This is a genomic window from Tardiphaga sp. 866_E4_N1_4 (assembly GCF_052076075.1).
GTDB lineage: Bacteria > Pseudomonadota > Alphaproteobacteria > Rhizobiales > Xanthobacteraceae > Tardiphaga > Tardiphaga robiniae.
Map to the genome: position 1 here is coordinate 3,099,698 of NZ_CP197242.1, position 25,524 is coordinate 3,125,221.

Annotated in this window: 31 protein-coding genes; 12 read left to right on the plus strand and 19 right to left on the minus strand. The window is 61.2% G+C overall.

All coding sequences use genetic code 11. The features are described 5' to 3' along the window. Positions 1-5: 5 nt before the first annotated feature. From AB8B20_RS15120 to AB8B20_RS15135, 4 genes are all read right to left on the minus strand, one after another. On the minus strand, positions 6-821 hold the full coding sequence (locus AB8B20_RS15120; RefSeq protein ID WP_175367826.1) for an ABC transporter permease: 816 nt from the start codon (positions 819-821) through the stop codon (positions 6-8). Further along, on the minus strand, positions 821-1,732 hold the full coding sequence (locus AB8B20_RS15125; protein WP_089265900.1) for an ABC transporter permease: 912 nt from the start codon (positions 1,730-1,732) through the stop codon (positions 821-823). Before AB8B20_RS15125 ends, AB8B20_RS15120 begins: the two co-directional genes overlap by 1 nt. Then, positions 1,729-2,895: an ABC transporter ATP-binding protein gene (locus tag AB8B20_RS15130; protein WP_439074796.1), complete on the minus strand. Its 1,167-nt coding sequence runs from the start codon at positions 2,893-2,895 to the stop codon at positions 1,729-1,731. The genes AB8B20_RS15125 and AB8B20_RS15130 overlap by 4 nt, the downstream gene beginning before the upstream one ends. Positions 2,896-2,960: 65 nt before the next feature. Beyond that, positions 2,961-5,630 carry a sensor domain-containing protein gene (locus AB8B20_RS15135; RefSeq protein ID WP_120287129.1) on the minus strand — a complete coding sequence of 890 codons (2,670 nt, stop codon included), beginning with the start codon at positions 5,628-5,630 and terminating at the stop codon, positions 2,961-2,963. 190 nt (positions 5,631-5,820) lie between these two features. On the opposite strand from AB8B20_RS15135, the gene AB8B20_RS15140 reads away from it, so the two are divergent. Further along, positions 5,821-6,924: an NAD(P)/FAD-dependent oxidoreductase gene (locus AB8B20_RS15140; protein WP_439065026.1), complete on the plus strand. Its 1,104-nt coding sequence runs from the start codon at positions 5,821-5,823 to the stop codon at positions 6,922-6,924. A 168-nt stretch (positions 6,925-7,092) separates the two neighbouring features. On the opposite strand, the gene AB8B20_RS15145 is transcribed toward AB8B20_RS15140, so the two are convergent. Beyond that, positions 7,093-7,278 carry a YdcH family protein gene (locus AB8B20_RS15145; RefSeq protein ID WP_068728781.1) on the minus strand — a complete coding sequence of 62 codons (186 nt, stop codon included), beginning with the start codon at positions 7,276-7,278 and terminating at the stop codon, positions 7,093-7,095. A gap of 249 nt (positions 7,279-7,527) precedes the next feature. On the opposite strand from AB8B20_RS15145, the gene AB8B20_RS15150 reads away from it, so the two are divergent. Both AB8B20_RS15150 and AB8B20_RS15155 read left to right on the plus strand, forming a co-directional pair. Further along, positions 7,528-7,734 (plus strand): YdcH family protein, encoded by a 207-nt coding sequence (locus AB8B20_RS15150; protein ID WP_068728782.1) that lies wholly within the window; start codon positions 7,528-7,530, stop codon positions 7,732-7,734. Positions 7,735-8,167: 433 nt separating this feature from the next. Continuing rightward, positions 8,168-8,419, plus strand: coding sequence for a hypothetical protein (locus AB8B20_RS15155; RefSeq protein ID WP_068728784.1), 252 nt, complete (start codon positions 8,168-8,170; stop codon positions 8,417-8,419). 26 nt (positions 8,420-8,445) lie between these two features. Here AB8B20_RS15155 and AB8B20_RS15160 read toward each other — a convergent pair whose 3' ends face one another. Then, positions 8,446-8,814, minus strand: coding sequence for a hypothetical protein (locus AB8B20_RS15160; protein WP_439074795.1), 369 nt, complete (start codon positions 8,812-8,814; stop codon positions 8,446-8,448). On the opposite strand from AB8B20_RS15160, the gene AB8B20_RS15165 reads away from it, so the two are divergent. Genes AB8B20_RS15165 through AB8B20_RS15175 form a run of 3 tightly spaced genes read left to right on the plus strand, consistent with a single transcriptional unit; the run spans position 8,813 to position 10,571 of the window. After that, the gene (locus AB8B20_RS15165; RefSeq protein ID WP_170849526.1) at positions 8,813-8,992 is read left to right on the plus strand and encodes a hypothetical protein; all 180 of its coding nucleotides are present in this window, start codon (positions 8,813-8,815) and stop codon (positions 8,990-8,992) included. The genes AB8B20_RS15160 and AB8B20_RS15165 overlap by 2 nt on opposite strands. Further along, positions 8,989-9,477: a 5-(carboxyamino)imidazole ribonucleotide mutase gene (purE, locus tag AB8B20_RS15170; RefSeq protein WP_068728790.1), complete on the plus strand. Its 489-nt coding sequence runs from the start codon at positions 8,989-8,991 to the stop codon at positions 9,475-9,477. Before AB8B20_RS15165 ends, purE begins: the two co-directional genes overlap by 4 nt. Positions 9,478-9,485: 8 nt before the next feature. Beyond that, the gene (locus AB8B20_RS15175; protein ID WP_439074794.1) at positions 9,486-10,571 is read left to right on the plus strand and encodes a 5-(carboxyamino)imidazole ribonucleotide synthase; all 1,086 of its coding nucleotides are present in this window, start codon (positions 9,486-9,488) and stop codon (positions 10,569-10,571) included. Between the two features lie 26 nt (positions 10,572-10,597). Here AB8B20_RS15175 and aqpZ read toward each other — a convergent pair whose 3' ends face one another. Continuing rightward, positions 10,598-11,320: an aquaporin Z gene (aqpZ, locus tag AB8B20_RS15180; RefSeq protein ID WP_439074793.1), complete on the minus strand. Its 723-nt coding sequence runs from the start codon at positions 11,318-11,320 to the stop codon at positions 10,598-10,600. Positions 11,321-11,603: 283 nt separating this feature from the next. Between aqpZ and rpsU the strand changes: the two genes are divergently transcribed. Together rpsU and AB8B20_RS15190 are read left to right on the plus strand one after the other, a co-directional pair. Next, entirely contained in the window at positions 11,604-11,906 is a 303-nt protein-coding gene (gene rpsU, locus AB8B20_RS15185; RefSeq protein ID WP_089265892.1) for a 30S ribosomal protein S21, read from the plus strand. Positions 11,907-12,077: 171 nt separating this feature from the next. Then, positions 12,078-12,737 carry a tetratricopeptide repeat protein gene (locus AB8B20_RS15190; protein ID WP_244558428.1) on the plus strand — a complete coding sequence of 220 codons (660 nt, stop codon included), beginning with the start codon at positions 12,078-12,080 and terminating at the stop codon, positions 12,735-12,737. An 85-nt stretch (positions 12,738-12,822) separates the two neighbouring features. Here the strand turns inward: AB8B20_RS15190 and AB8B20_RS15195 are convergent, their stop codons facing one another. The 3 genes from AB8B20_RS15195 to AB8B20_RS15205 form a co-directional block, all read right to left on the minus strand. Then, on the minus strand, positions 12,823-13,662 hold the full coding sequence (locus AB8B20_RS15195) for a hypothetical protein (RefSeq protein WP_439074792.1): 840 nt from the start codon (positions 13,660-13,662) through the stop codon (positions 12,823-12,825). A gap of 166 nt (positions 13,663-13,828) precedes the next feature. Next, positions 13,829-14,116, minus strand: a complete 288-nt coding sequence (locus AB8B20_RS15200) for a cupin domain-containing protein (RefSeq protein WP_068730343.1) — start codon at positions 14,114-14,116, stop codon at positions 13,829-13,831. Between the two features lie 20 nt (positions 14,117-14,136). Next, the gene (locus tag AB8B20_RS15205; protein ID WP_089266242.1) at positions 14,137-15,237 is read right to left on the minus strand and encodes a calcium:proton antiporter; all 1,101 of its coding nucleotides are present in this window, start codon (positions 15,235-15,237) and stop codon (positions 14,137-14,139) included. 172 nt (positions 15,238-15,409) lie between these two features. On the opposite strand from AB8B20_RS15205, the gene AB8B20_RS15210 reads away from it, so the two are divergent. Next, a complete protein-coding gene (locus tag AB8B20_RS15210; RefSeq protein ID WP_120287133.1) occupies positions 15,410-15,802 on the plus strand; it encodes a VOC family protein in 393 nt (130 codons plus the stop codon). Positions 15,803-15,866: 64 nt separating this feature from the next. Here the strand turns inward: AB8B20_RS15210 and AB8B20_RS15215 are convergent, their stop codons facing one another. The 9 genes from AB8B20_RS15215 to AB8B20_RS15255 form a co-directional block, all read right to left on the minus strand. Continuing rightward, positions 15,867-17,270, minus strand: coding sequence for an NAD(P)(+) transhydrogenase (Re/Si-specific) subunit beta (locus tag AB8B20_RS15215; protein ID WP_089265889.1), 1,404 nt, complete (start codon positions 17,268-17,270; stop codon positions 15,867-15,869). A 10-nt stretch (positions 17,271-17,280) separates the two neighbouring features. Further along, the gene (locus AB8B20_RS15220) at positions 17,281-17,595 is read right to left on the minus strand and encodes a proton-translocating transhydrogenase family protein (protein WP_089265888.1); all 315 of its coding nucleotides are present in this window, start codon (positions 17,593-17,595) and stop codon (positions 17,281-17,283) included. Positions 17,596-17,606: 11 nt separating this feature from the next. Beyond that, positions 17,607-18,737, minus strand: coding sequence for a Re/Si-specific NAD(P)(+) transhydrogenase subunit alpha (locus AB8B20_RS15225; RefSeq protein ID WP_184512014.1), 1,131 nt, complete (start codon positions 18,735-18,737; stop codon positions 17,607-17,609). Positions 18,738-18,819: 82 nt separating this feature from the next. Further along, complete coding sequence (locus tag AB8B20_RS15230; protein ID WP_089265886.1) at positions 18,820-18,972, minus strand: aa3-type cytochrome c oxidase subunit IV; 153 nt, start codon at positions 18,970-18,972, stop codon at positions 18,820-18,822. Positions 18,973-19,080: 108 nt separating this feature from the next. Then, positions 19,081-19,473 carry a type II toxin-antitoxin system death-on-curing family toxin gene (locus AB8B20_RS15235; protein WP_175367820.1) on the minus strand — a complete coding sequence of 131 codons (393 nt, stop codon included), beginning with the start codon at positions 19,471-19,473 and terminating at the stop codon, positions 19,081-19,083. Continuing rightward, complete coding sequence (locus tag AB8B20_RS15240) at positions 19,470-19,730, minus strand: AbrB/MazE/SpoVT family DNA-binding domain-containing protein (RefSeq protein WP_120287136.1); 261 nt, start codon at positions 19,728-19,730, stop codon at positions 19,470-19,472. Before AB8B20_RS15240 ends, AB8B20_RS15235 begins: the two co-directional genes overlap by 4 nt. A 72-nt stretch (positions 19,731-19,802) precedes the next feature. Next, positions 19,803-21,713 (minus strand): M3 family oligoendopeptidase, encoded by a 1,911-nt coding sequence (locus tag AB8B20_RS15245; protein WP_439074791.1) that lies wholly within the window; start codon positions 21,711-21,713, stop codon positions 19,803-19,805. A gap of 25 nt (positions 21,714-21,738) precedes the next feature. After that, positions 21,739-22,176, minus strand: a complete 438-nt coding sequence (locus tag AB8B20_RS15250; RefSeq protein WP_439074790.1) for a hypothetical protein — start codon at positions 22,174-22,176, stop codon at positions 21,739-21,741. Further along, entirely contained in the window at positions 22,173-22,523 is a 351-nt protein-coding gene (locus AB8B20_RS15255) for a helix-turn-helix domain-containing protein (protein ID WP_439074789.1), read from the minus strand. Before AB8B20_RS15255 ends, AB8B20_RS15250 begins: the two co-directional genes overlap by 4 nt. An 89-nt stretch (positions 22,524-22,612) precedes the next feature. Here AB8B20_RS15255 and AB8B20_RS15260 point away from each other — a divergent pair, with 89 nt between their 5' ends. The 3 genes from AB8B20_RS15260 to AB8B20_RS15270 all read left to right on the plus strand — a co-directional run bounded on the left by AB8B20_RS15260 (position 22,613) and on the right by AB8B20_RS15270 (position 25,311). Next, complete coding sequence (locus AB8B20_RS15260) at positions 22,613-22,954, plus strand: hypothetical protein (protein WP_439074788.1); 342 nt, start codon at positions 22,613-22,615, stop codon at positions 22,952-22,954. Positions 22,955-23,092: 138 nt separating this feature from the next. After that, positions 23,093-23,746 carry a TerC family protein gene (locus tag AB8B20_RS15265; RefSeq protein ID WP_231079233.1) on the plus strand — a complete coding sequence of 218 codons (654 nt, stop codon included), beginning with the start codon at positions 23,093-23,095 and terminating at the stop codon, positions 23,744-23,746. Between the two features lie 62 nt (positions 23,747-23,808). Beyond that, positions 23,809-25,311, plus strand: a complete 1,503-nt coding sequence (locus AB8B20_RS15270; RefSeq protein WP_439074787.1) for a sigma-54-dependent transcriptional regulator — start codon at positions 23,809-23,811, stop codon at positions 25,309-25,311. Positions 25,312-25,524 lie beyond the last annotated feature (213 nt).

Here is a 25,524-nt window from a genome sequence, read left to right on the forward strand (position 1 = left end):
TTGCCTTACAACGGCGCGGCGCTTTCGCCCCGGGCGCTCGACAGTTTAGACACCAGCGATGCCAGCACGATAACGACGGCGATGAACCCGACGATCAGCGTGCAGATGGCGTTGATCTCCGGTTTCACGCCAAGACGCACTTCCGAATAGATCCTGATCGGTAGCGTCGCCGAACCCGGCCCGGTCGTAAAACTCGCGATGACGAGATCGTCCAGCGACAGCGTGAAGGCCAGCATCCAGCCGGCGGCAATGGCCGGCCAGATCAGCGGCAACGTAACGGCTATAAATGCGCGGAGCGGATCGCGGCCAAGATCCATCGCCGCTTCCTCGAGGCTGCGATCAATCCCCGCGAGGCGCGATTGCACCACGACGGCGACGAAGCACATGGTGAGTGTGGTGTGGGCGATGGTCACCGTGACAAAGCCGCGCCCGGCATCCAGCGCCACGAACAGCAGCAGCAGTGACAGGCCGGTGATCACCTCGGGCATCACCAGCGGCGCGTAGAGCATCCCGGACATCAGCATGCGACCGCGAAACCCCGCACCACGCGTCAACGCTATCGCGGCCAAAGTGCCGAGCAGCGTTGCCAGCGTTGCTGACACGACCCCCACGCGAAGGCTCATCCAGGCAGCATCGAGCATCGCACGGTCGTTGAAGAATTCGGTGTACCAGCGCGTCGACCAGCCGCCCCACACGGTCACGAGGCGAGACGCGTTGAACGAATAGATGACCAGAATGACGATCGGCAGATAGAGAAACGCCAGGCCGAGCACCAGCGACGTGACATTGAAGCGCGACAGGCGGAGCGGATGCACGGCCATCAGCGCGCCTCCAATTGCCGGCGCTGCAGCCGGTCATAGACCAGTAACGGGATCAACAGCAGCCCGAGCAACACGATGGCGGTGGCAGAGGCGACCGGCCAATCCTTGTTGGTGAAGAATTCGAGCCACAGTGTCTGGCCGATCATCAGCGAATTCGAACCGGCGAGCAGATCAGGAATGACAAATTCGCCCATGATCGGGATGAAGCACAGCAATGCCCCGGCGCCGACACCGCGCAGAGACAAGGGAACTGTTACCAGCCAGAAGGCGTCGATGCGCGAGACGCCGAGATCGGCGGCGGCCTCGATCAGCGACGGGTCCTGCTTCGCCAGCGTGGCATAGAGCGGCAGGATCATGAAAGGCAGATAGGAATAGACGATGCCGAGATACATCGCACTGTCGGTGGAGAGCCACACGATTGGCGTCGATACGACGTGCAGCGCAAGAAGGACCTTATTGAGCAAGCCGTCATGCTGCAGGATGTTGATCCAGGCATAGATGCGGATCAGGAACGAGGTCCAGAACGGCACGATCACCAGCATCATCGCAATGCCCTGCCAGCGTCGCGGCAAACGCGCCATGCCATAGGCGATGGGATAACCGACCGCGAGCAAGATCAAGGTCGACACGACGGCGACGAGGACGCTGCGCAGATAGGATGCGAGATAGAGATTGTCCGAAACGAGCAGCCGGAAATTATCCAGCGACAGCGCCGCAAACGAGGCCTTTAGCCCGGCGATTCCTTCGGACAGACCAAACACCGGCAGATAAGGCGGCTGCGCAATCGCTGTCTGCGACAGGCTGATCTTCAGCACGAAACCGAACGGCACCAGAAAGAACAGCATCATCCAGACATAGGGCGGGATGGCAGCGAGCCGCGCCGGCGCCGTGAAGATGCGGCGCGCGCTCATTGAACCAGCACCACGCAATCATCGGGGGCAAACCATGCCGCAACGCGCTCGCCGATCGAATAGGCATCGACATCGAGCCGCGCCGTATTGGCGAGAGCGACCCGCAATGTGGCTCCACGGTCGAGCTTCACTTTGTAGAGCGAGCGACCGCCGAGATAGCCGACGTCGGAAATGACACCCTCAAGGCTGTTCATGGCGCCGCTATTGACGAGGTCCGTCGCCGGCCCGCGACGCGACAACCGGATCTTCTCCGGTCGGATCGCAACGCAGATGACCGCGTCGCCGACAGGTTGTCGCGGCTCGATCGCAAACAGGGTTCCGACATCGCGGCCTGCAATGGTCAGGCGATGACTATCACGGTGCGTGATACCGCCCTCGATGATGTTGATGTCGCCGACGAACTCCGCGACCCAGCGCGATGCGGGCACCTCATAAAGCTGTCGCGGTGTCGCTACCTGTTGCAGGCGACCATCATTCATGACGCCGATGCGGTCGGCCATGGTCATCGCCTCCTCCTGATCGTGGGTAACGATCACGAAGGTGGTGCCGAGCTGACGCTGCAGCGCCATCAATTCGACCTGGGTTTCCTCGCGCAGTTTCTTGTCGAGAGCTGCCAGCGGCTCATCGAGCAGCAACAATTGCGGATGCCGCGCCAGCGCCCGGGCGAGCGCTACGCGTTGTTTCTGGCCACCCGATAATTGATCCGGCCGGCGTTTCTCCAGTCCCTGGAGCTTGACCAGCGCCACCATCTCGGCAACCCGCGTATCGATGCCGAGACGCGTCAGGCCAGCGCTCTTGAGACCGAAACCGATATTGTCGCGCACGTTGAGATGCGGAAACAGCGCGTAGTTCTGGAACATCATGTTGACGGGCCGCTGATGCGGCAAGACCGCGGCGATATCCTCGCCGTTCAACTCGATCTTGCCCGTGTCCGGCGCTTCGAAACCTGCCAGCATGCGCAGTAACGTGGTCTTGCCACAGCCGCTCGGGCCGAGCAGCGCGAAGAATTCACCGGCCTTGATGTCCAAAGAGAGATTGTCCACTGCGCTATGCGCGCCGAATTTTTTGGTGACGCCGTCGATCCGCAGCAAGGGCGTGGGATAGGCGATGACCGGCGCATCGCTGGCCGCCGGATCCGCGACTGTCGCAGTGAGATTCGTCATAACCGCAAGCTAGCCGCGGAACGCCGCGGGCTCAACAACATCAGCACTTCGCAACGGCCTGTCGCTCAACCGACCATGCGCGCGGCGGGCGCAGCGGCGGCAATCCGTCCGACCAGCGCAGCATATTGCGCAATCGGGGCAGGACGCCCGATGAAGTAGCCTTGTACGCCGTCGCAGCCTTCGCTGGCGAGGAAGCAGAGTTGCTCGTGGGTCTCGACGCCTTCCGCAACGATCGCGACGTCGAGGCCATGGCCCAGCCCGATGACCGCGCGCACGATGGCGGCGGACTGCGGATTGAGCCCCAGATTGATCACGAAAGCGCGGTCGATCTTGATCTTGTCGAACGGGAATGCCTGCAGATAGGTCAGCGAGGAATAGCCGGAGCCGAAGTCGTCCATTGAGATGCGCACGCCGAGCGCCTTCAACCGCCGCAGCAACGCGACGCCGCGATCGAAATCCTCGATCAGCACACCCTCCGTGATTTCCAGCTCAAGGCGACCGGGCTGCAGGCCGGTTTCGAGCAGGATCGAATGCACGAGGCCGACGAGATCACCATGCATGAACTGCGCGGGCGACAGGTTGACCGCGATCTGCAGCGGGACCGGCCATGAGGCGGCCTCAAGGCAGGCCTGACGCAGGATCCACTCACCCATCTCGACGATCAGGCCACTTTCTTCGGCCAGCGGAATGAAGTCTCCGGGCGGCACGAAACCGCGCGTCGGATGAATCCACCGCGCCAACGCCTCGAAGCCCGTAATGTCGGCATCGACCACGGTCTGGCCGGCGCGTGCCTGGGGCTGGTAGTGCAGCGACAATTCGCCATTGCGGATCGCGGCCGAGAGGTCCTGATGCAGCACGCGGCGATCGCGCAGTTGCTGGTCCATTTGCGGCTCGAAGATGCTGATCGAACCGCGCGACTGCGACTTGGCACGGAACAGCGCCGCGCCGGAATTCGCCAGCAACGCGGCCGGGTCATGGCCGTCGCGCGGGAACAGCGAGATGCCCGTGGTGACGCCTGTCCGCACCGATTTGCCCTCGATCGGGAATTCCTCCGCAAGGGCCGCGGAGATCCGCTCTGCGATCAACAGCCCGGCCGCGGGCTGCGCGCCGTCGATGATCACGCCGAACTCGTCACCGCCGAGCCGCGCCACAACTCCGCCGCCCACGGCTGCATCGACACGACGCGACACTTCGATCAGCAGCTTGTCACCGATGGCGTGACCGAAGACATCGTTGACCTCCTTCAGGCCGTCGAGATCGATCGACAGCACGGCGAATTCCTCCGAGGTTTCGCCGCAGGCATCGATCATCTGCGACAGAGCCTGCAAAAAGGCCGGGCGGTTCGGCAGATCGGTCAGGCCGTCGTGATAGGCCATATGCGCCATCCGCGCCTCGGTCTGGCGGCGGTCGGTGACATCTTCGTGGGTCTTGATCAGATATTGCGGCTCGCCTGCTTCGTCGAGCACGGTGACCCGCCGGGTCAGGAACAGCCGCAATCCGTCGCGCGTGCTGATCGGATGCTCTTCCGCAATCGGTGTTCGGCCCCTGATCGCCGCCTGATCCCGGCTGACGATCAGCTTCGCTTCTTCCGGGCGAAGCATTTCGGGAACGGTCAGACCGATAGCGTCTTCGCGCTTGCGACCCAAAATGACCTCTGCGCCGCGGTTGGCGAACAGATAACGACCGGTGCTGATCTGTTGCACCATTAGCGACACAGGAATGTTGTCGAGCACGGTCTCAAGGAATTTCTTGGCGTTCTCCAGTTCCTTGGACAGCGACTTGCGGTCGGTCACATCCTCGAACAGCGCAATCAGAAATGCCGGCTCATTGCGTTCGTTAAAGGCAATCACGCGATTGCTATCCAGCGTGCGGAGGTCTGAGCCAATCTCCACATTGAACTCGCTGCGACACTGACTGCGCGTTTCCACTGCCAGGGCATCGGCTTCGGCAATCGCTTTCGCAGACTGTGCGGAGAATATCTGATCCGGTCGCTTGCCGACGATCTTATCGCGCGAGAGCCGAGAGAAGGTCTCGAAAGCCCGGTTGGCGAAGATATAGCGGCCATCGTCAATGGTCTTGGCCGCGACGCAGATCGGGACGTGATCAAGGACAGATTCGAGGAATTGCTTGGTGGTCGCAAGCTCCCGCTGCAGGAAACGCTGCTCGGTGCAGTCCTCATGAATGCCAATGGCGCCGCCATTGGGAAGCCGGCTGAACTTGACGTGAACGGATTGCCCGCCGGGCATTTCGGCAATGTACTCGCCGGCGGAAACAGTCTGCTCGTAGAAGCTCTGGGTGGCCAGATCGAGCTTGCCACGCTGGCGGCGTAACTCACGCAATTCTGGACCGGTAATATCCTTGGTGATGTCGGCGCGCGTCAGGTCGTAGATCTCAAGATAGCGATCGTTGCAAAACACGACCCGCTTCTGGTCGTCGAGCATCACGATGCCTTGGCCGAGATGATTGAGGGCAGAACCGACAAACGCATTGCGACGATGCTGCTCGCGACGCACATTGCGCAGCGCCGAGGCGACCCACAGCACAATGGCGGCGAGAAATGCCAGCGCGACAAATCCACCGATGAGGATCTGCCAGATCATTTGCGGGTCGAGTTCACTGATATAATGAACCGCCGGGGATTCTGCGTGGGCTCCGGCAATGCTGCCGAGAAGGCATGCGACTGCGATGACGGACACTGCCGCCTTGCTGTCTGATCGCCCGATCTTGCCAGTCATTACACACCCGCGTATTCGCAGCGTGAGTGTTTGGTTACAGGTATGTGGATCAGGTAAATGCGTATCGTCGCACCTGCAGAATGCGGCGAAATTTGGTGGTAATTAGCTGTGATGCTTAATGTTTTACTAATGCGCCACATGCGCAAGGTCGAACCGCAGCTGACCGGCGCAGCAAACTATCGGACGCGACATGGACAAGGTTGAATGCGTGGTGGTGGGCGCCGGCGTCGTGGGTCTTGCGATCGCCCGGCGACTGGCGGAAGCGGGACGCGAGGTCATCGTGCTGGAGGCCGCGGACGCGATTGGTACCGTGACCTCGTCGCGCAACAGCGAGGTCATCCATGCCGGCATCTATTATCCGGCCGGAAGCCTGATGGCACGGCTCTGCGTCGCTGGAAAACAGGCGCTCTATGATTATTGCCGCGATCGCGGCATCCCACATCGCAACTCCGGGAAACTGATCGTCGCCACACGTCCGGAGGAGATCGCCAAACTGGCGTCGATCAAAGCGCATGCCGAAGCCAATGGCGTCGCTGATCTCGAGCAATTATCCGGGACAGAGGCACGGGCGCTGGAGCCGGCATTGGCTTGCGAAGCCGCGCTGTTGTCACCCTCCACCGGAATCGTCGATAGCCACAGCTACATGTTGTCGCTGCGCGGTGAAGCGGAAGCCGCCGGCGCGGCCTTCGCATTCCTCGCGCCGCTGGAACGTGGCCGGGTCACCGCCGACGGTTTCGAGCTGGATGTCGGCGGCGAGGCTCCGATGACACTAGCCTGCGACATGCTGATCAATTCAGCAGGCCTGTCCGCAACCGCGATCGCCCGCATGCTCGACGGCATGCCGCTCGACCTGATACCGCCCGCTTATCTGGCGAAAGGCTGTTATTTCAGCTGCAATGCGAAAGCACCGTTCTCGCGGCTGATCTATCCCGTGCCGGAACCGGGCGGCCTCGGGGTGCATCTGACGCTCGATCTGGCCGGCCAGGCGCGTTTCGGCCCTGACGTCGAGTGGGTGGATCACATCGACTACACGGTCGATCCGGCACGCGGAGAGAGGTTCTATCCGGCTATCAGGCGCTACTGGCCAAGTCTGCCGGACGGCGCATTAATGCCAAGCTATTCAGGAATGCGGCCGAAGATCGTGCCGCCCGCAGTCGCGGTGCAGGATTTCATGATCCAGGGTGCCCAGACCCATGGCGTGCCGGGCCTTATCAACCTGTTCGGCATCGAGTCACCGGGGCTGACATCATCGCTGGCCATCGCGGACTACGTGGCTGAGATGGCGGGACATTAAACGCGAAAGGTTGCAGGCGAAGCGATCCAGGCCAACCGAATACTGGAGCTTCGTCGCAAACCTATCGCGGGATGAGGGGAAGACGTCATCGCACCTACGCGAAAGCAGTGACGTAGACGGCGATGTCGATGTTGTGATTTATCGTTCGCTGATCAGTGCAGCCGTTGATCAGTGCACCGTTTCGCTGGCCCCATTTTTGAGACGCTGGATTTCGTCCCTGACCATCAGTTTTCGACGCTTGAGTTCGACGATGCGGAGATCGTCGGTAGACAGGTGCACGAGCGCTTCGTGCAATTCGCTTTCGAGAACTTTGTGCTTGCGTTCCAGTTCGACGAGATGCGCCTGTAGTGCCATTCGAAAACTCCTCGGTAGGATTGAACCTCAGGATACGTTCGGTTGGACGATGAATTCTACATGACAGTGGACATCTGTCGATGGGTATTGAAAAGTGTATTTTGAGTTTCAGGTATCGTGTGAAACGAATCGTGACCTGATCGCGCCGCAAAAACATGGAACCGGACGGCTTGCGTGGTGCGCCTGCACCGGCGATAGTCATCCTAGAAATTCCTCGCAAATGACTTGCGAATCCAGTCAGCTAGAAACATGAACGACGACGAAGATCGCGAACTCCCGTTAGAACTCGCCCGATTGCAGCAGGAACATCGCGACCTCGACGCCGCTATCGATGCCTTGCAACATTCACCGGCACCCGATCTTTTGCGACTGCAACGGTTGAAGAAGAGGAAGCTTCAGCTGAAAGACCGGATCTCCTTCATCGAAGATCAGATCACCCCGGATATTATTGCCTGAGACAATGCGTCACGCTGTGGCTGTGGGTTGAAGAACGGCCAGGACTGCGAACTCAACGCGCGATGATCGATGGATCGGCTTTCTTTAACTCGCGGTGAATGCAGCAGGCTGGGCGTTGAACTCGCCAGTCGTCAAAACCTTGCTTCGCGACGGCCGCCGCTCTTTTCGCGCGGCATCGTAGGCACGACAGCCAGACTTAATTCTGGCCAGCATCGCATTGTGGTGCGGTGAAAACTGCTGGGCTCCGCGAATTGATCGCCATGGCGCTCGCGCTGGCCGACGTGACGCTCGCACTGCGCAAGCCAGCTATTGCGGCCTGAGCGGAATGGGGCGACTGCAAACGAGGCGCTGTCGAAACTTGACAATGAAACTTGACAATAAGAACAAAATAAGAACATCCTTGCGCCGAGATCAATCGACTCGTGAGGGCACCATGGCCGATATCACCTATTATGTCGCACTGCCCTTCCTGCACGACGACTCTGGTTCGCCGGCAGCCGGTGCCGCCGAGGAATGTCAGAGCGCATCCGGCGCCATCCGCCGCGCCGAACTATTGTCCCGTGCGCCAGGTTCAATCGGCGCATTGGCCTTCAGCCGCACCGGCGATCCGATGATCGGCGAGTTCGGCGACGCCCAGGTGATCCGCGCCTTTGGCGAAGTGCCAAGCGACCTCAGCGCATTGTAAAGGCGCCAACGCCGACGATCGGCTAACTACACTTTCGCACGTCGCGCGGTCTTGCGCACATACATCGCCTTGTCGGCCTGAACCAACGCGGCTTCGCCCTCGACATCGGGACTCAGCAGTGCGACGCCTGCAGAGGCGCCAGCCGACACGTTGATGTCGCGGAAGACGAAAGTGAGCTGGTCGATCGCCACGGCGCGGGTCAGCTCGCGGGCAAATCCACGACGGTTGAGAATGTCGAGCAGGAAATCGGTTTCCGCCGAAGCGCGCAATTCGGCAATCTTCGCCTCCGCCTGTGTGAGTTGCGCTTCCAGCCGCCGAATCGTGAGCGCTGCCGCCGACGCGCGGCTTTTCGGCAGCGACACCAACGCCTTGGAACCCCGAACTGCCGGCTTCATGGAACGTTTGACCGACTTTGCAGCAGGCGTTCGGGTTTTCTTTTGCATGGGATTTGTTACAAGGCTTGCCAGTCTTCACCAAGACGAGATCATGTTTGCCACGCTCCTTGCCACGCAAGGGGACGACATTGTATTTCCAGCCTATCTTTCTGGATTCGCGAAAGAAAATACGGAATGACCGCGCCCGTCGCCATTATTATGGGAAGCCAGTCGGACTGGGAAACCATGCGCCACGCCGCCGAAACGCTGACCGCGCTCGGCGTATCCCATGAGGCGCGCATCGTCTCGGCCCACCGTACGCCGGACCGGCTGGTCGCATTCGCCAAGGGCGCCAAGGCGGCGGGCTTCCAGATCATCATCGCCGGTGCCGGCGGCGCTGCGCATTTGCCCGGCATGGCCGCGGCGCTGACGGAACTCCCGGTATTCGGCGTGCCCGTGGAATCCAAGGCGCTATCCGGCGTCGACTCGCTTTATTCGATCGTACAGATGCCGGGCGGCGTGCCCGTCGGCACGCTGGCCATCGGCAAGCCCGGCGCGATCAATGCGGCACTGCTCGCAGCGAGCGTGCTGGCGCTGCACGATACAGCACTGGCGACAAAGCTCGCCGCCTGGCGCAAGGCGCAGACCGATGCCGTGGCTGAAAAGCCGGAAGGTGCGGCGTGAGCGCTGTGGTGACGAAGGTTCTCAAGCCGGGCGATACGATCGGCATTCTCGGTGGCGGCCAGCTCGGTCGCATGTTGGCGATGTCCGCAGCGCGCCTCGGCCTTCGCTGTCAGGTTTTTTCACCGGATCCGGATTCGCCGGCTTTCGATGTCGTGCAGAACGCGACATGCGCTGAATATGCGGATGTCGAGGCGCTCGAACTGTTCGCCAGTGATTGCGACGTCATCACCTACGAATTCGAGAACGTGCCGGCCGCCACCGCGATGATCCTCGACGCGCGGCGCCCGGTTCTGCCCGCACAGACAATCCTGCAGACCACGCAGGATCGTCTGGCCGAGAAGGATTTTGTAACGTCACTGGGTATCGGCACGGCCGGTTACGCAGGCGTTACGAACGCTGGCGAGCTTCATGCAGCGGTCAAGAAGATCGGTCTGCCAGCTGTCATCAAGACGCGTCGCTTCGGTTATGACGGCAAGGGCCAGGCAATCATCCGCGAGGGTGACGATCTCGATCAGGTCTGGAAGGATCTCGGCACCAATTCCGCGATCCTTGAAGCCTTCGTGCCGTTCGAACGCGAGGTTTCGGTCATCGCTGCACGCGGCGCCGACGGTCACGTCGAATGTTTCGACGTCACCGAAAACGAGCACCGCGATCACATCCTGAAATTCTCCTATGCGCCCGCGCACATCTCTGACGCGCTTGCCGCGAAGGCACGCGAGATCGCCGAGAAGATCGGCACTGCGCTGGGCTATGTCGGCGTCTTTGCCGTCGAACTGTTTGTCGTGCCCGGTAAGGACAGCGCGACGCTTGTCGTGAACGAAATTGCGCCGCGCGTGCATAATTCCGGCCACTGGACGCTCGATGGCGCCTCAGTGTCGCAATTCGAACAGCACATCCGCGCCATCGCCGGCTGGCCGCTCGCCAAACCCGTCCGCCACGGCCAGGTCACCATGATCAACCTGATCGGCGACGACATTCTTGACTACGGCAAGTGGCTCACCGTCCCCGGCGCCACCGTACATCTCTATGGCAAGGGCGCACCGAAGCCCGGCCGCAAGATGGGCCACGTGGTTGAGGTGAAGCCGGCGACGTAACGATGCCGGCTTCACCGCCTCATTCGTCAGGTGGCCGCCTTGCCTTCCACTACGCCAGCGGGCTCGTCACTCAGCCAGCGATAGATCGCGCCGCCGAGAACACCGCCAACCAGCGGTGCCACCCAGAACAGCCACAACTGTTGCAGTGCCCAGCCGCCGACAAACAATGCCGGCCCGGTGCTGCGCGCCGGATTCACCGACGTGTTGGTGACTGGAATGCTGACGAGGTGGATCATCACCAGCGCAAGCCCGATTGCCAGCGGCGCGAAGCCCGCAGGCGCCTTGCCATGCGTGGAGCCCATGATGATGAACAGGAACATCATGGTCATCACCACCTCCATGATGAAGCCCGCCACCATGCTGTATTTGCCGGGCGAATGATCGCCGTAGCCGTTCGACGCAAAGCCCTTGGCAAGGTCGAAACCGGCAGCGCCGCTGGCGATGACATACAACACGGCCGCACCTGCAACCGCACCGACGACCTGCGCAATCACATAAGGGAGAATCTGGCCGGCGGGAAAACGTCCACCTGCCGCAAGGCCCACGGTGACCGCAGGATTGAGATGGCAGCCCGAAACGTGGCCGATGGCATAGGCCATGGTCACGACGCCGAGGCCGAAGGCCAACGAGACGCCGACGAGACCGATACCGACCTGCGGAAATGCTGCCGCGATTACGGCACTGCCGCAGCCTGCAAATGTGAGCCAAAAGGTGCCGATCAGCTCGGCCGCGTATTTTTTCCCATTCATGATGCTCTCCGGTCGTAATCGGCGTCCCGGCTGAGTCGCCGCGGGAATTATGCGTCCGTGCTCCAATACCTGTCGAGACAGGGAACCTGCCCTATCCCCACCCGGGAAAATTCGGAAAAAATACGTTATTTTCCCGGCCCAGAAGGTTAAAATGACGGCGCCGCAAGGTGGACATTCGCCATTTCATCTGGTACATCGGCGCCCTTGAGGTTAAGGGCATGGCCTTTGTCGGCCCTTCACTTTACCGAAATTCAAATCCGATCAATTGAAAAGAGGATGCCGCGTGCAGGTTCTCGTTCGCGATAATAACGTCGATCAGGCTCTCAAGGCGCTGAAGAAGAAGATGCAGCGCGAGGGTATTTTCCGCGAGATGAAGCTCCGCGGTCACTACGAGAAGCCCTCTGAGAAGAAGGCTCGCGAGAAGGCTGAGGCTGTGCGTCGCGCACGCAAGCTGGCTCGCAAGAAGCTGCAGCGCGAAGGCCTGCTGCCGATGAAGCCGAAGCCGGTGTTCGGCGCGGGTCCTGGCGCCGATCGTGGCGGCCGTCCTGGCGCTGGCGGCGCGGGCGCTCCGCGTCCGGCGCGCTAAGCGCACTTCATCCACCGAGTTTGATAACGCGGGCCAAAGCCCGCGTTATTTTTTTGCGCAGTTGCTTTTTTGCGCGAACTACTTCTTTGGCGCGCTGGTCTTGATCGGGTGCATTTTGCCCGATGTCGCGCTACCAATAGGTCATTGGTCGCTGCGTGAGATTGGCCCTGCATGGAATGTCCCGTCCGCGAGTCCCCGTCCCGCTTCGGCGCCCGCGGCCTTACCGCGATTGCCCTTATCGTTACGGGTCTGTGCGGCACCGGATGCTCGTTCAACCTGTCGTCACTAACACCAGGGTCTGACAAGGACGAACCGAAGACCACGGCTCTGGCGCCCCCGCCGCCCGCGAATTCCGGCAAGACCAATCCGCAGGATGCACAGATCCACGCTGCACGCGCGCAGGCGCTCGCACAATCCGGCAAACCCGATGACGCGCTGCTGGCCTTCAATCAGGCACTCGACCTCGATCCGCACAGTGCGCAGACCTTCTACCAACGCGGGCTGCTCTATCAGTCCGAGAAGAAATATGAATTTGCCATCGCGGATTTTACGTCAGCCAACGGCCTGACGCCGCAGCAGGCGGATCCCCTGCTCGGCCGCGCGCAATGCTATCTCGCCCTCGGGAAACATCAGGAAGCCGCAGCGGATCTCGACGAGGCTTCGCAGGTGGCACCGGGCAATGCCCAGGTCTGGCTGACCCGCGGCGCGACCTATGAGAAGCTTGGCGACAGGGCCAAGGCCGCAGACTCCTACAGCCGCGCTGTCGCGCTGCGCCCGAAGGACGATGCAGCGCGGAGCGGCCTCGCCCGCATGGGTGGACGCGCGGGCTAGCTAAAGCTGGCAGGGGTCAGGCTGATACCAATACGACGTCGCCCTGCATGCGTGAGAGCGGAGCGCGGAAAATCCACCGTTTCCCTTACCGCTCGAACGGGCGCGGGATCACCGAATTGAACACCGACTTTGCCGCAGACAGCACATCTTCGGCCACGTTGGTGCGCTCAGATCGCGGTGTGCCAGCAGCATCCCCCTGCAGGTCCACCGGCTGCGGCGCCGGGATCTCGCCAGGCGGACGCATGCGCCGCGCTTCGGAACGCTCAGACTGCGGCGAAGGCATAGGATCGAGCTTCTCGACGCTTGGCGTCGCCACCACGATCGGCGGCGGCAGCTGCTGCATCGACGGAGGGGAAACAGTCCGCGCGGCTTCCTGCACCCGCGGCGCCTCCGGTGCACGCGGAGTCTCGGGCGCACGGGCAGCTTCCTGGGGTCGCGGCTCGCTGCGATTCAGGCGCTCGATGGCAGCACGGGCGAGATCGTTGGCGTCGCGGCGTTCATCCGCGCTGGCATTCGCCGCCGGCGCAGTGCCCACGGTGGCAAGGACTGGCGCAGGCGCGGCCGGAGCCGGCGCGGGTTTGGCCGCTGCCTTCTCGCGCAATGCCGGCTGATGGCGGCGCGGCTCGGGTGTCGTGGCCGCCTCGGGCTGTTCGATGCTGGCCTTCTCGACCACCGGCTTGTCGCCGGCCTTGGTCGGGACCGATTCGGGCAGATTGGCGAGGTCGGCAGAATTCTCGGCGGGCTTGGCTGTCGCTGCCTTGGTGTCAAGCTTCGGCTCGGCAGGCGTCGATGCGACAGCCGCAGCGGGCCGATCCGGGCTCGCCTTCGGGATGATGTAGTGATTGACGATGTAGGCACCCACGATCGTCGCCAGAATCGACGGCAAGATATCGATGGTGAACTTCGAGAGATACTTGTGCAGCATGGACCGGCCTCTTCCCCAAGCTGCTTCATGCTGGGAATTTGAGGCTGATTCAGGGATCAATCGCGACGGATCGAAGGCAAAGTTCCAATCCGTCGCATTGAATTGTTTCAGGTCGTCCTCAGCAGGCTAAACACAATGAACCGGCAGCCGCTGGAGGCAGACAAGGTTAAGCTTTCTTAACCTCGACCTCGAGAAACACGATTTCCTTGTCGGTTTCATTCAGAACGTCATGCTCGACGCCTGCCTTGCGGAAATAGGATTTGCCGGTCGTGATCGGCGCTTGCGAACGGGTGCCGTCCGGCGCAACGATGGTCATCACACTCGTGGTGATCGGAACGATCACATAGTCCATCCCATGGGTGTGGTGACCAGTCGCCGCGCCAGGCGCGAGTCGCCATTCGGTGACGCGAACTTCGGGCGTGTCCTGCTGAACATCGGACTGGGCAGCGAGCATTGTCTCATTCTCCAAAGTGGTCACGGCACAAACACCATGAAGATGAATACCGCAAACACCACCAAATGGACCAGCCCGAACAGGATGTTCGTGCGCCCGGTGCCAAAGGTCAGCATGCTCAGCACGAACGTCATCACCAGCAGCACCATCTTCTGCGCACTGAGACCGAGCACCAGTTCCTTGTTCAACGCATAGGCTGCCACCGCAACCGCAGGTATCGTCAGTCCGATGGTGGCGAGCGATGAACCGAGTGCGAGGTTGATGCTCTTCTGCAGATCGTTGCCACGCGCGGCAGAAATGGCGGCGACGCTTTCCGGCAGCAAGATCAGCAGCGCCACGAGGATACCGGCAAAGGCTTCCGGCGCGCCGATCCGTTCAATGCCGGCATCCACCACCAGCGAGAATTTCTTCGCCAGCAGCACCACCGCCAACAACGAGACCAGCAGCAAAACGGCGCTGACGGCCAGAAGACGGTTGGAAACATGCCCGCCTGCGGCACCTTCGCTACTTCCGTCTGCAACGAAGTAATCCTGATGTCGGATGGTCTGTGTGTAGAGAAACACCGCATAGAGCATGATGGTGGCGACGCTGACAAAAGCGAGCTGTGCGTTCGAATAGAAAGGTCCCGGAGTGGTCAGGGTGTAATTCGGCAAGATCAGCGTGATCGTCGCCATCACAATCAGCACACTGAGATAAATATTCGAGCCCGTGACCTGAAAATCCTGCTCTCGGTAACGCAACCCTCCGACAAGGATGCAGATGCCAACCAACCCGTTGCAAACGATCATCACCACCGCGAAGACAGTATCGCGCGCCAGCGTCGGAACGGCCTTGTCACCCAGCATGATGGAGGCGATCAGCGCCACCTCGATAATGGTCACGGCCAATGTCAGCAACAGCGTGCCGAACGGTTCGCCGATCTTGTGTGCGATGACTTCGGCATGATGCACGGCGGCGAACACCGTGCCGAACAGGATGACCAGCAGAACAACCGCGAACACAATGCCAGCAGTCGTCTCCGTGAATCCGATCCCGAGCGAAGGAATCGACGTCGCGATAAAAAGCAGAACGGCCAACGTAGGGAAAATCCAGGACGATCTGGGCATGGGATGTGCTGACATCAAGCAAGTGTCCTGATTGAAAACGGGTTCGGCAGCAAGCGACACGCCGCTATTGCAGACCCACAAAACCGATTGCGCGGCGGGATCATGCCGTCTCGCCAAACTGCATATGATGCGTATAGTTGCGTATCACCTGAAGGTGAGTTTGCAAGAAAGTGGGAGAGGAAGCGAGATGTTTTCACATGTCATGATCGGCACCAACGACCTCGAAGCCGCGAAGTCGTTTTATGACAAGCTGCTCGGCACGCTGGGCGTCCCGCCCGGCGCCGTCGATCGCCACCGGGTTTTCTGGCGGACCAAGACCGGTACTTTCTCGGTGTCGAAGCCGATCAATGGCGAGCCTGCTTGCGCTGCCAATGGCGGCACCATCGGCTTTCTCGCCAAATCGCAGGACGAAGCCGATGCCTGGCACGCCGCCGGCATCGCCAATGGCGCCACCACCTGCGAAGAGCCGCCCGGCATCCGCGAAGGTGGCGTGAAGCTCTATCTGGCCTATCTGCGCGACCCCGACGGCAACAAGCTGTGCGCGCTGTATCGCTTGCCGAAAGAGGATGCTGCGAGCTGACGTTCCAAACGGAAAACGCCCGGCTTGTAGCCGGGCGTTTTGATGAAGGTCATCAGGGTGGGACTTACATCGCCTTGACGATGTTCTCCGTCACCTTCTTCGCGTCGCCGAGCAGCATCATGGTGTTGTCGCGATAGAACAGCGGGTTGTCGATGCCGGCATAGCCGGACGCCAGCGAGCGCTTGATGAACATCACGGTGCCGGCCTTCCAAACCTGCAGCACCGGCATGCCGTAGATCGGCGAAGTCTTGTCATCTTCCGCTGCCGGATTGGTGACGTCGTTGGCGCCGATCACGAAAGCGATGTCAGCCTGTGCGAATTCCGAATTGATGTCCTCGAGTTCGAACACCTCATCATAAGGCACGTTGGCTTCCGCCAGCAGCACGTTCATGTGGCCGGGCATGCGGCCTGCCACCGGATGAATGGCGTATTTCACCTCGACGCCCTCCTTCTTCAGCGTGTCGGCCATCTCTCTCAAAGCATGCTGCGCCTGCGCCACCGCCATGCCATAGCCGGGCACGATGATGACTTTCTGCGCGTTCTTCATGATGAATGCCGCGTCGTCCGCCGAGCCGAGCTTGGCCGGCTTCTGTTCGCCCGAGCCACCACCGGCCGCCGCGGTCTCGCCGCCGAAGCCGCCGAGGATGACCGAGATGAAGGAACGGTTCATCGCGTGGCACATGATGTAGGACAGGATCGCGCCGGACGAGCCGACCAGCGCACCGGTGATGATCAGCGCGGAATTGCCCAGCGTGAAGCCGATGCCCGCGGCTGCCCAGCCGGAATAGGAGTTCAGCATCGAGATCACGACCGGCATGTCGGCGCCGCCGATCGGGATGATCAGCAGCGCGCCGAGCACCAGCGCGATTACGGTGATGAGCCAGAAGTCGACCGCACTGCCCGAACGGACCAGACCGAAGATAAAGAACACCAGCGCCAGGGCAAGCGCGATATTGATGATGTGACGCGCCGGCAGGATGATCGGCGAGCCGCTCATGCGGCCGGAGAGCTTGGCGAACGCGATCACCGAGCCGGTGAAGGTCAGCGCACCGATGGCGACGCCGAGCGACATTTCGACGAGGCTGGCGCCGACGATCTTCTTGGTTACCGGATCGAGAATGCCGAAGGCTTCCGGCGCATAGAACGCGCCGGCGGCAACCAGCACAGCGGCCATGCCGACCAGCGAGTGGAAGGCCGCGACCAGTTCGGGCATCGAGGTCATCGGCACGCGCTTGGCGATGACCGCGCCGATGCCGCCACCGATGGCGATACCGAGGATCACCAGGACCCAGCCGAGCCCATCGGCCGGCGGATGCGCGGCCAGCGTGGTGCCCACGGCGATGACCATGCCGGCCATACCGAGGAAATTACCCTGGCGGCTGGACGCCGGGCTGGACAGCCCGCGCAGCGACAGGATGAAGAGGATGCCCGCGACGAGATAGAGCAGTGCGGCGAGATTGGCGTTCATCGGGCTGCCCTTACTTCTTTTTCTTCTGGTACATCGCAAGCATGCGCTGCGTGACCAGGAAGCCGCCGAAAATATTGACGCATGCAAAGATCAGCGCGACGAAGCCGAAGCCGCGCGCCAAGGCGCCGCCACTGCCGACCATATTGACGCCGACCGCGAGCAGTGCGCCGACCACGATCACCGAGGAGATCGCGTTGGTTACCGACATCAGCGGCGTATGCAGCGCGGGCGTCACCGACCACACCACGAAATAGCCGACGAACACGGCGAGCACGAAGATCGAGAGCTGAAAGACGAACGGGCTGACCAGCGAGGCATGATCCATGGCAGCGCTCCTTAAGCGGTCTTCGGCTGAAAGTTCGGATGAATGACGGCGCCGTCCTTGGTCAAAGCCGTTGCCTTGACCAGTTCGTCGTCCCAGTTCACCGCGAGCGCCTTGGTCTCTTTGTTGACCAACGTTTCGATGAACGAGAACAGATTGCGCGCATAGAGGCTCGACGCCGAGGCGGCGACGCGGCCGGCGACATTGGTATAACCAACGATCTTGATGCCGTTGACGTCAGCGACTTCGCCGGGCTTGGCGCCTTCGACATTGCCACCGCGCTCAACCGCGAGATCGACCAGCACCGAACCGGGCTTCATGGACGCCACCATCTCGGCGGTGACCAGGCGCGGCGCAGGCCGGCCCGGGATCAGCGCGGTGGTGATGATGATGTCCTGCTTCTTGATGTGCTCGGCAGTGAGCGTGGCCTGCTTGGCCTGATATTCCTTGGACATTTCCTTGGCGTAGCCGCCAGCAGTCTGCGCGTTCTTGAACTCGTCGTCTTCCACGGCGAGGAATTTCGCGCCAAGGCTTTCGACCTGCTCTTTGGTGGCTGGACGCACATCCGTCGCGGTGACCACGGCGCCGAGGCGGCGCGCGGTCGCGATCGCCTGCAGGCCGGCGACGCCGACGCCCATCACGAATACCTTGGCGGCCGGAATGGTGCCGGCGGCTGTCATCATCATCGGAAAAGCGCGGCCGAAGCTTTCGGCGGCCTCGATGACGGCGCGGTAGCCGGCGAGATTGGCCTGGCTCGACAGCACGTCCATCACCTGCGCGCGGGTGATGCGCGGCATCAGCTCCATCGCGAAGGCCGACACGCCGGCATCGGCCATCGCCTTCAGCGCCGCGTCGTTGCCATAGGGGTCCATGATCGCGATCACTAGCGCACCGCGCTTGTAACCGGCGAGTTCGGACACCTCAGGACGCTTCACCTTGATGACGATGTCGGCGTCCTTCACCGCATCCGCGCTGATGGTGGCGCCCACGGCCGTGTATTCCGAATCCGGCAGGCCGGACTTGATGCCGGCGCCAGGCTCAATCGCCACATCGACGCCGAGCGCCTTGAACTTCTTCACCGTGTCGGGCGAGATCGCCACGCGCGGTTCGGACGGATCGATTTCCTTGGCAACGGCAATCTTCATGGGGCCTCCGGCGGCGCAAGGCACGCGCGTGAGCAAATAGGACAGGACGCCACCAGTGTCGGGCGGCGCAATCGGCGATAGATCAGGTGAGGAAGATGCCCATCAGGGCTACGATGGCGATGACGCCGATGGTGCCCCACTTCACCAGCATGAGAAAGCCCTCATAGGTCTGCTCATGCGCCGGATAGTCGTTGCCATCGGCCGTGGTGTAAGCGACTTCGCTGTGATCGGACATCAGGGTCTCCCGCCTCGTATTTCGTATGTTGCCACGGAATTAGCGTAATTGATTAGGGAGAGCAACGGTTGCTGGCATACCACGGCAATCTTTACATACCGCAGTGCATCAGGCCGGCCAGTTGTCCCGAATCCAGCGCGTGAGCGATTGCTCGCTGACTTCGCCGGCAGCAAGGGCAAGGATGATCTCTGTAGCTTGGCCGGGATCTGGGGCGAACGAGATATCATTCATGCGCAAGAACACCATCATCGCATGAAAGGCGATGCGTTTGTTGCCATCAACGAACGCATGATTTTTGGCGAGACCGTATCCGTAAGCTGCAGCAAGCGCCGCCATATCAGTCTCGCCGTAATGCCATTGATTGATCGGCCGTAGCACTGCCGACTCAAGGAGGCCGTGGTCCCGAACACCTTCGGGACCACCAAACATAGCAAGCTGTTCCGCGTGCATGTCGATTACTTCATCGACATCAAGCCACAATGGCTCGAATGTCGCGTTCATTTGGCCAGCGCGGCGAATGTATCCCTGTATTCGTGCATCACCTTGCGGGCGATTTCCATCGTCCGCGCATGCTTCGGATTGAAGGGAGACAGCCGCAAGCTTCCGTCTGGCTGTTCAACCGGATAGAATTTGTCGCCCTCCTTCAAATTGAGGCGCGCGAGCAATTCCTTCGGCAAAATCACTCCCACCGAATTACCAATTTTACGAATTTGAAGCGCCGTTGCCTCGAATTCGGGATTCCGGGCAGCTCCATTCATAGGTCCAACTCCCTGTTGTACGGAATGTATAACAGAAAGCTCGCGTACGTACAACAAATGTTTTACGTACGCCTACCCCATCGCTTCCAGCTCATCGATCATCCCCGAGATGACCGAGAGGCCGCCATCCCAGAAAGCCGGGTCCTTGGCGTCGAGACCAAAGGGCTTCAGCAGTTCGGAATAGTGCTTGGTGCCGCCGGCGGCGAGCATAGCGAGATAGCGCTCTGCAAAACCTTCCTGGGCGTTCTCGTAAACCGCGTAGAGCGAATTCACGAGGCAATCGCCGAAGGCATAGGCATAGACGTAGAACGGCGAATGGATGAAGTGCGGGATGTACATCCAGAAGTTCTCGTAACCCGGCTTGATCTCGATCGCGGGCCCGAGGCTTTCGGTCTGCACGCTGAGCCAGAATTCACCGAGCCGCTGCGCGGTGAGTTCGCCGTGGCGCCGCTCGGTGTGAACAGCGCGCTCGAATGAATAGAACGCGATCTGCCGCACCACCGTGTTGATCATGTCCTCGACCTTTCCCGCCAGCAGCGCCTGACGCTGCTTGGCGCTCTTGGTCTGCGACAGCAGCCGTTTGAAGGTCAGCATCTCGCCGAACACGCTGGCGGTTTCGGCCAGCGTCAACGGCGTCGGCGCCATCAGCGCACCGTTGCGGGCGGCAAGCACCTGATGCACGCCATGGCCGAGTTCATGGGCGAGCGTCATCACGTCGCGCGGCTTGCCCTGATAGTTCATCAACACATAGGGATGCGCCGACGGCGTGGTCGGATGCGAGAACGCTCCGGGCGCCTTGCCCGGGCGCACCGGCGCATCGATCCAGCGATCGGTGAAGAAGCGCTTGGCGATATTGGCCATGTCAGGTGAAAACGCGCCATAGGCTGATAGCACCATGTCCTGCGCGTCCGACCATGGAATCGTGCCGGTCGGTGCAAACGGCAGCGGCGCGTTGCGGTCCCAATGGGCGAGCTTCTTCTTGCCGAACCAGCGCGCCTTCAACTGATAGTAGCGATGCGACAGCCGCGGATAGGCCGCGCGCACCGACGACACCAGTGCATCGACCACTTCGCGCTCGACGCGATTGTTGAGATGGCGGGAATCCGCAATGTCCTGGAAACCGCGCCAGCGGTCGGAGATTTCCTTGTCCTTGGCCAGCGTGTTGGTGATCAGCGCAAAGGTGCGCTCATTGGCCTTGAAGGTTTTCGCCAGCGCTTGCCCGGCCGCCTTGCGCTTGGCCGGCGCGCGGTCCTGCAGCATGGTCAACGTTGGCTCGATCGCCAACTCCTTGCCGCCGAGCTTGAAGCGAAGCCCCGCGATTGTCTGATCAAACAGGCGGTTGAAGGCGCCATAACCGGTCTGGGACTTTTCGTGAAACAGCTGCTCGACGCGGTCTTCGAGCTGATAGGGCTTGTCCTTGCGGCTGTCTTCGATCCACGGCCGGTAGTGGCCAAGCTCGGGCGTCTGCATCGCCTGCTCGATCACGGCATCGTCGACACGATTGAGTTCGAGGCCGAAGAAGAGGAGATGCACCGACGCCGCGGTGATGCGCTCGGAGACGTCGCCGTAGAATTTCGAAATCGCAGGATCGACGCTGTCGCCGGCATGGACGAGACCGGCATAGGAGCCGAGCCGGCCGGCGAGATCGTCAATCGCCTCATAACGGCGAACAGCGCCCGCGAGCCACACACCACCGCCGGGCTTGGCCGTCTCTTCCGCGAGCTTGCCCTTGTAATCGGCTTCGAATGCCGCGCATTCGGCGTCAATCTTGTCGAGATCCCCGGCAATCTCCGGCGCGTCGATCGCCGTGTAGAGATCGGCAAGATTCCATTCCGGCAGCTTGCCCCCCGGCGATTTGGCCGATGATTTCGACGCCAGCTTGCTCACCGCTTTTTTGGCCGAAGCGGATTTGCGCGAAACAGTTTTGCGAGAAGCGGTCTTTCGAGAAGGCTTGGCAGTCCGGGCAGTCGCAGATTTCGTCATGAATACTTTCGGTTGGATGCAGCCGTCACACGAAAGCAGCGAGCTGCGGAGCGAAATGGACAAGCAGTTCTTCGCCCTCGGTCATCAAGGGTTCGATCTCGTCATGAAGCATATGGCGAATCGTACACCACACCATGACAATCCGTGCGACAAGCCACCATCGCGTCCCGCGCAGCGCAGTGCGGGCATGCGCCGCCACCAGCGGCAGGCTGCGATGCTCGAACAACAGGCGCCCGGTGCCGTCTTCGAGAATGTACTGGCCACCCACGCGCGATACGCACAATTCGCAGCCCTGCTCCGGCTGCGGTCCCAGCAGATAGAGCTGCGCATCGCCGTTTTCAGTGATGCCAGTCTCCCATTCGCGGCCGCGATGCCCGAGATTGATCGTGTCGGCAAGCGTTGCGAGCTCGGTCTCGCTCCACGCGCCCTGCAGCGGTTTGCGCTGAAATGCGATGACGTTCATTTGGGTGCTCCAAACAGCAGCCGGTGCAATTCCGGCTCGTAATAGACCAGCAAATGTTTTGCGAAGGCGGCCGGCTCCAGACCGAGCTGAATGGCCCATGCTTCCATCGTTTCGGTGGGCACCCGACTGAAGCCGTTCTCAACCTGCGAGATGAACGTGTAATATTTGAGACCAAGTTTTGCGGCGAGATCGACCTGCGACAACCCGGCTTCCGCGCGTCGCGCTTTTAGCCAATCCCCAGCCTGTTTTCGCAACTGCCGCGCTTCCGGCAAGGCTTTGCCGCGCTGCACTCCAGCGAAATCCTCTTGATTTTCGCCACGTTTCATGATTACGAAACTATCCAGCATGAATTAAATATCTGACGACTTCCTGTAGCACGACTATCGAGCTGCAAGAACGTTGCGGACGGGATGAAACGATACCCGACGGGACAACGATGGCCTTTACGGATCGCAACAGCATTGGCCGCAATTATGCGCCTCCTGCCCCTCACCGGGTCAAGGAGCTGTTTGCCGCAACCCTTTTGCTGGCGCTGACCGCGGCACTGGCCTTGCGCGCATTTGTCTCGCTCGATGCGCTGGCGCCGATGGTCGCCACCCTGCTATTCGCACTTGCAGCATTGACGGTCGGTGGCGCGCTGATTCCGCGGAACTTCGCGCGGCGCGCAACCTGGTTCGATGTCGCTGGCGTCCTGACCTTCATCGGGGTCGGCATCACCATCCTCATCGAGCCCGACCAGATGGTTCGGCTCGTCACCCTCTCGGATCAACCCGAGTAACGGATCGGATCAACCGCGGGATCAAACCCGCATGTTTTTGCAAAGCACGACTTTTAACAAGCACGTCCTGGCCCGGGCCCCTCTGGCAGTTCACCCGAACTGTGATGTCGGACTGGACGTTCATACGGAGTGGCCCACATGACAGACTTCTTCACCGCTGAAGCTATGACTGCACTTTTCCAGGTCGTGATGATCGATCTGGTCCTCGCCGGCGACAACGCCATCGTGATCGGCCTTGCGGCCGCCGGCCTTCCCAAGGAACAGCGCGGCAAGGCCATCCTGATCGGCATCATCGCTGCCACCATCCTGCGTATCGGCTTCGCCAGCATTACCGTTCAACTATTGCAGATCATCGGCCTGCTTCTGGCCGGCGGCATCCTCTTGCTGTGGGTGTGCTGGAAGATGTGGCGCGAATTGCGCGCAGGGCATGAGCACGATCTCGACGCGCTCGAGAACCAGCTCAATGCCGATGGCACGGCTAACGGCCCGCGCAAGACGCTCGGCCAGGCGATCTGGCAGATCACCGTCGCCGATGTGTCGATGTCGCTGGACAACGTCCTCGCGGTCGCTGGTGCTGCGCGTGAACACCCGAGCATCCTGATCTTCGGCCTCGTGCTGTCGATCGCGCTGATGGGTCTCGCCGCCTCCTTCATCGCCAAGCTGCTGCAGAAGCACCGCTGGATCGCCTATGTCGGCCTCGCCATCATTCTCTATGTGGCGGGTGACATGATCTATCGCGGTGCCCGCGAAGTCTGGCCCTATGCGACGGCTTACCTCGCCCCGGTGTTATGAAAGCATTAAGGCTTTGATCGCCATGGTGGCTCAAATCGGGACATACCCGCTCTGGAGTTGCCATGGCCGAACGAATCCTCATCGCAGATGACGACGCCGTCCAGCGCCGCCTCCTCGAAAACATGGTGCAGCGCTGCGGCTATGAGGCCATTACGGTCGATAGCGGCGACGCTGCCATGGCCCGGCTGATTGATCCCGAAGCGGCCGTCATCGATGCTCTGGTCCTCGACCTGATGATGCCCGGCCTCGACGGCATGGGCGTGCTCGACAAGATCCGCGATAGCGGCATCAGCATCCCGGTCATCGTCCAGACCGCCCATGGCGGTATCGAGAATGTTGTGTCCGCCATGCGCGCCGGCGCGCATGATTTCGTCGTCAAACCTGTCGGCGTCGAACGTCTGCAGGTGAGCCTGCGCAATGCGCTCAATACCAGTGCGTTGAAAGGCGAATTGCAGCGCATCAGGCACAGCCGCGAAGGCAAGCTCACTTTTGCCGACATCGTCACACGCAATGCCGGCATGGACGCCGTGCTGCGCACCGCACGCAAGGCGGCGACCTCCACGATTCCCGTGCTGATCGAAGGCGAGTCCGGCGTCGGCAAGGAATTGATCGCACGCGCCATCCACGGCTCTGGCGAACGCAGCAGCAAGCCGTTCGTGGCCGTCAATTGCGGCGCCATTCCCGACAACCTCGTGGAGTCGATCCTGTTCGGCCACGAGAAGGGCGCCTTTACCGGCGCTACCGACCGGCATCTTGGCAAGTTTGTCGAGGCTCACGGCGGCACGCTGTTTCTCGACGAAGTCGGCGAGCTGCCGCTATCGGCACAAGTGAAGTTGCTGCGCGCGCTTCAGGAAGGTTCGGTCGAGGCCGTGGGCGGGCGCAAGCCGGTCAAGGTCGACGTCCGCATCATTTCGGCTACCAACCGCAAGCTGCTCGATCTCGTCAAAGCCGGGCAATTCCGCGAAGACCTGTTCTATCGCCTGCATGTGCTGCCGCTCACGGTGCCGCCGCTGCGGGCGCGCCGCGAGGACATTCCGTATCTGCTGCGGCATTTCCTGGCGCGCTTCTGCGCCGAGGAGAACAAACCGATTACCAGCATCGCCGGCGACGCCATGACGATGCTCACGCAGCTCGACTGGCCGGGCAATATCCGGCAGCTGGAAAATGCCGTCTACCGCGCCGTGGTGATGAGCGAAGGCGATCAACTCGGACTGGCCGACTTCCCGCAAACGACCGCGTACGCTCCATCGATCGTGGCATCGGCGGTCGCCCCGCTGATTGTAGACCCCGTCTTCCACACGATGGCGCCGACCATGGTACCGGGCATCGACGCAGCCCCGATATCGCTCGCCGCCGGAAGCCTGTCCATGCTGACAGCGGAGAACGAGGTAAGGGCACTGGAAGAGCTCGAATCCGAGATCATCCGCTTTGCCATTGCGCACTATCGCGGCCAGATGTCGGAAGTGGCACGGCGCCTCAAAATCGGCCGGTCGACGCTCTACCGCAAGCTCGATGAGGCAGCGGAGAAAGATTCATCGATTGCGGATTCCGCACCGTCGAACTGAACTTCTCGCCTCCCACGCGATTGAACATGTTGTTGCGATCGCTATGGAACTTGAACCGTTGCGGTCTGGTGACACACAAAGTCAAAAGCATCGGTGAAACCTCGGTATGCGTTGCAAACCGGGGAGGTTGAGGTCAGTTTGTTGTGACTTGTCCGACAAGCGCTAGCGCTTGTGCCGGGCGCGTGTATCGTCTGCACAGGAAGCGCTCTGAAT